The organism is Skermanella sp. (genome assembly GCF_059503625.1).
Window position 1 is genome coordinate 1 of the sequence record NZ_JCACHA010000133.1, and the last position, 3,747, is coordinate 3,747.

The 3,747-nt window shown below is 60.8% G+C and carries 5 protein-coding genes; 1 reads left to right on the forward strand and 4 read right to left on the reverse strand.

Translation table 11 applies throughout. The features are described from left to right. Nucleotides 1-545, forward strand: a 545-nt coding sequence (locus AC5JJ6_RS03575; RefSeq protein ID WP_496040729.1) for an IS66 family transposase, incomplete at its 5' end; no start/stop codon positions are given. On the opposite strand, the gene AC5JJ6_RS03580 is transcribed toward AC5JJ6_RS03575, so the two are convergent. From AC5JJ6_RS03580 to AC5JJ6_RS03595, 4 genes are all read right to left on the reverse strand, one after another. After that, nucleotides 529-993, reverse strand: coding sequence for an IS630 family transposase (locus AC5JJ6_RS03580; RefSeq protein ID WP_496040730.1), 465 nt, complete (start codon nt 991-993; stop codon nt 529-531). The two genes, AC5JJ6_RS03575 and AC5JJ6_RS03580, sit on opposite strands and share 17 nt — an antisense overlap. Continuing rightward, a complete protein-coding gene (locus AC5JJ6_RS03585; RefSeq protein WP_496040731.1) occupies nt 969-1,505 on the reverse strand; it encodes a helix-turn-helix domain-containing protein in 537 nt (178 codons plus the stop codon). Before AC5JJ6_RS03585 ends, AC5JJ6_RS03580 begins: the two co-directional genes overlap by 25 nt. A gap of 663 nt (nt 1,506-2,168) precedes the next feature. After that, on the reverse strand, nt 2,169-3,329 hold the full coding sequence (locus AC5JJ6_RS03590; protein ID WP_496040732.1) for an acyltransferase family protein: 1,161 nt from the start codon (nt 3,327-3,329) through the stop codon (nt 2,169-2,171). Between the two features lie 173 nt (nt 3,330-3,502). Continuing rightward, a partial coding sequence (locus AC5JJ6_RS03595; RefSeq protein ID WP_496040733.1) for a hypothetical protein occupies nt 3,503-3,747 on the reverse strand: 245 nt, incomplete at its 5' end.

The window sequence follows — 3,747 nt, forward strand, 5'->3', positions numbered from 1 at the left end:
CCATCGTCGCCGCTCTGCTCGCCGCCGGACCTCGGAGCTTTGCCGACGAGCCGGCATGGTGTGCCCACCTGGACAGCTTCGGCCTCGGCGCCAGTCAGCGTCGGCGGGTCACCGAGGCCACCATGGTCGGCGCCATCGTCGCCCGCGGCCTGCTGAGCGACACGGTGATCATCTCCGATGATGCCGTTCAGTTCGACGTTTTCCAGCACGCCCTGTGCTGGATCCATGCCGAGCGCCATCTCCGCCGGATCGTCTGCGTGACCGACGAGCAGCACCGTCTGGTCTCCGTGCAGCGTCAGCTGGTCTGGTGGTTCTACGCCGATCTCAAGCTCTACAAAGACGATCCCACAGCCACTCGCCGAACGGCGTTGAGGCAGCGGTTCGATCGGATCGTCACCTGGGTCACCGGCTTCGCCGACCTCGACGAGGCCGTTGCCCGAACCCAGGCCAACAAGGACGAACTGCTGCTTGTGCTCGACCGCCCAGACATCCCGCTGCATATACCCAGTGGACGCAAGAATTCCTGCGCTAGAAATTCCCGATAAGGTGGAATCGATGCAATAGAAGGGTTTGCAGGTCGTCTCGATAGGAGCCGATGTTCTGGAGGAACCTTTCTATCGCATCCTTGAATTCGGCGAATGTCGGATAGTAATGGTTCCAGATGACGTTTTTCTTGAGGAACCCCCAGAAGCGTTCAATCAAATTCAGGTTGGGTGCGTACGGCGGCAGATAAACCACCTTGATCAGGCTGGTCTCCAGCCATTTCCGCACTTCCTTCGATCTGTTGTAGCGGGCGTTGTCCAGAATCACGGCAATCTCCGCAGCAGCGGGGTGCGCGGTCTCCAGATCCTGGAACAGGGCGATCATCGCAGCACTGGTGATCTGCTCTTCCTGCCGGTGGATCAACGCGCACGTCGCAGCGTTCAAGGCGCCGTTGACGTTGATCCGCACCCGGCCGTGATTGGTCTTCAATTCGCGGGTTTGCCCGCGCAATATCCAGCCGCAGGCGGCATGGGCGTCATAGGCGGCATGGGTGGCGTCGACAAAGCATGGGCGTCATAGGCGGCATGGGTGGCGTCGACAAAGTACCCCGGCTTCCCGTCGTCCGACGCCGCTTTCAGCAACGGGTCCAGGGTCTCCGCCAGAAAGTCCGCCTGTGTCCGCGCCGACGCCTTGGCCGGAACCCGCTTGGGCAGCTTGTAGACAAAACCCAGCCGCTTCAGAAGCTTGGTCATCGCATTCCCGGTGTAGTCCACCGCGAACCGTCCCCCGACCCAGGCCGCAACAGCCTTGGCGCTCATGTAAAGCTGCCCGCTGACATGAGACTTCAGCTCGGCCAGTTCCGCCGGCTTCAGAAGTGGCTGGCCGCCGGCGTAGTCCAGCCGCTCGACCCCCTGGCGTCCCTGCGTCAGGTAAAGACCCTGATGCGCCCGCACCGTCCCCTCGTCCAGAAACAGAGCGTCCGCCACCTTGGAAACCGACCAGCCCGCGTCAAGCAGCAGCAAGGTATTCATCCGACGATGCACGGCGCTGTTGATCTGACGCCGCATCATCGTTCGGAAATAGGCGCGATCCGCCGAACTCAGAAAATCCTTCCCCATAACCGGATCGAATCAAAATTCAACACGGTTGTAAACCTAATTCCTGAATTCTACCGGATTCTGGGTATACCAACGGCTCGGAGAACGACGTCGGCAGCTTCGTCACCAAACGCAGGATCTCCGGCGAGACCCGCTCCGCAGCCAGCAAGCAGGCCCGGGACACCTTTCTCAGTCTGCTGAAAACCTGCTCCAAGCTCGCCGTTTCGTTCTGGAACTACCTGGGCGCCAGACTCAAAATCCCGGACGCCGAGCGCGTGCCCTGGCTCCCCGATCTCATCCGGCGGAACCTTTCGGCATAGCCAAGCTCACAACGCCATGACCGCTATCTGCCGGCGAAACTGACCAAGTCCCAGATCAACCCGATCAAGCCAAAGCGCAACCTTCAGCCCCGCTATCAGCTCGAAACAACAGCCTGAAAACTCCTTATCGGGGTTAAGCATTTGCCACGCTATGCGTCAAAGACATCGGCCCCGCCGCCCCCTTCTCCGAGGGTGCCGCGCTGAGCCTGGGAGAGATCGCCGGCAGGACCGAAGCCCTAGGCTGGAGCGTGCCGCATCCCGGCGTTTCTCAACGCCCGCCCTGAAGACGCGGCGTTAGGGAAGGCCCTCCCGAACGGCCGCCACGGATGACTCCGTTGAACAGGAACTTGAGCGTCTCGCTTCGGCTTACCACGACATGAACGCAGAACGACGCCACCATGGCCGCGACGACTATGGCAACGAACTCGACCAGGACAGGCCACTCGACATAGGTGAAAGCCAGCCCGAACCAGCAGACGAACATCATGTGAAACAGGTAGACGACCATCGAAGCCTCCACCATTTTCCTGGTGAGGGCGGTCGAACGATTGAACCACCGCCGGGCGACGCAGAGAAGGACATGGGCGGACAGGATGCCGGCGATGGGCGTCAGGAAGTAGCTTGCCGCCTTGGAGACCGGCTCCCCCCTCGGCTCCACCAACGTCAGGATCAGGCATGCAACGGCTGCCGCGCACCATGACGGCAAGTGGATCGTGGTGAATCGCTCCAGCCAGTCCGGGCGATAGGCAAGAGCGGCGCCCAGAACGAAGAAGGGAGCGAAGGCCACCGTCCGTATCGACTGCACCATGCCCGAAAACAGGATGTTGACGTCGAGCATGCAGCCGATGGTCGCTGCGCCGACAACGCCGGCACTGGTCAGGATCAACGCCAGCACGGCGCTTTTCCAATCGTGGCCGATCAGGTCCAGCACCCTGTCGGACACGCGGCCGAGCCGAAGCCTGCTACCGTATCTCCACCCCAGGGCAAGCAGCGATGAATAGATCAGCAGATCGCCAAGGAACCATAACTGCTCGATCCAGTGTCCGCCCGGAGAAGACAGCCTCGCCAGCCAGTCCTGCCAGGCGTTCGGCAGACCATGATCGGCAATGGCGCCCGCCAGCATCTGCCAGGGGTTGACCAGGAGAGCCACGCTGATCAGGGGCACGCCTAGCCGGATGAACCTGCTCTTCAGCCAGACGCCTTCGCCCTGCTTCCCGATCATCAGCATGGCGAAAAACCCGGAGATGATCATGAAGGCCGGCATTCTGAACGTGTGGGTGAACTGGAACACCCAGGTCAAAATGAAGGAGGTCTCGACCGAAAAGACGATCCAGTCGATGTTGGCGGAGTAGATCATGCCTGCATGGTAGGGAATACCCAGGAACATCAGAAAAGTTCTAAGCTGATCCAGGTAATGTTTCCGTTCCATTCGATCATTCCGGCATTGGCAGAAGAAGGACGGCAGGCGGCGTCGTAGCCTGCCAGCCCTTCGAGTGTAGAACAACCAGCTTAAACGCTCGTGGCGTCTCTACTGCGAATGTCCAGACCCGTTAACCGAATAGCGGAGTAATCGGCGCGATCGAAGGGCTTCCTTGATTTTCCTTACCGAACCGGTTCACGGCCGGAATATGCCGAGTCGAAGACTGGAACCATCTCATTACCGAAGGGATCGAGTTGGGGAGCGGCAGACTCCCAGGTCATTCGGGATGCCGGCACCGCTTTCGTGGCATCCGCATCGCCCCGCGCCATGCCTTCGATGCCGCCAGCGTCCACCCTGGCGACCTGCGCGATCATCTCTTCTACGTCCATCTCTTCTACGGCTTGTCCGCCGCTGTCGGGTGCCGCCA

Bases quoted from the DNA above. Each gene is read 5' to 3' on its own strand.
- AC5JJ6_RS03590 (WP_496040732.1), bottom strand. From the start codon at position 3,329: ATGGAACGGAAACATTACCTGGATCAGCTTAGAACTTTTCTGATGTTC.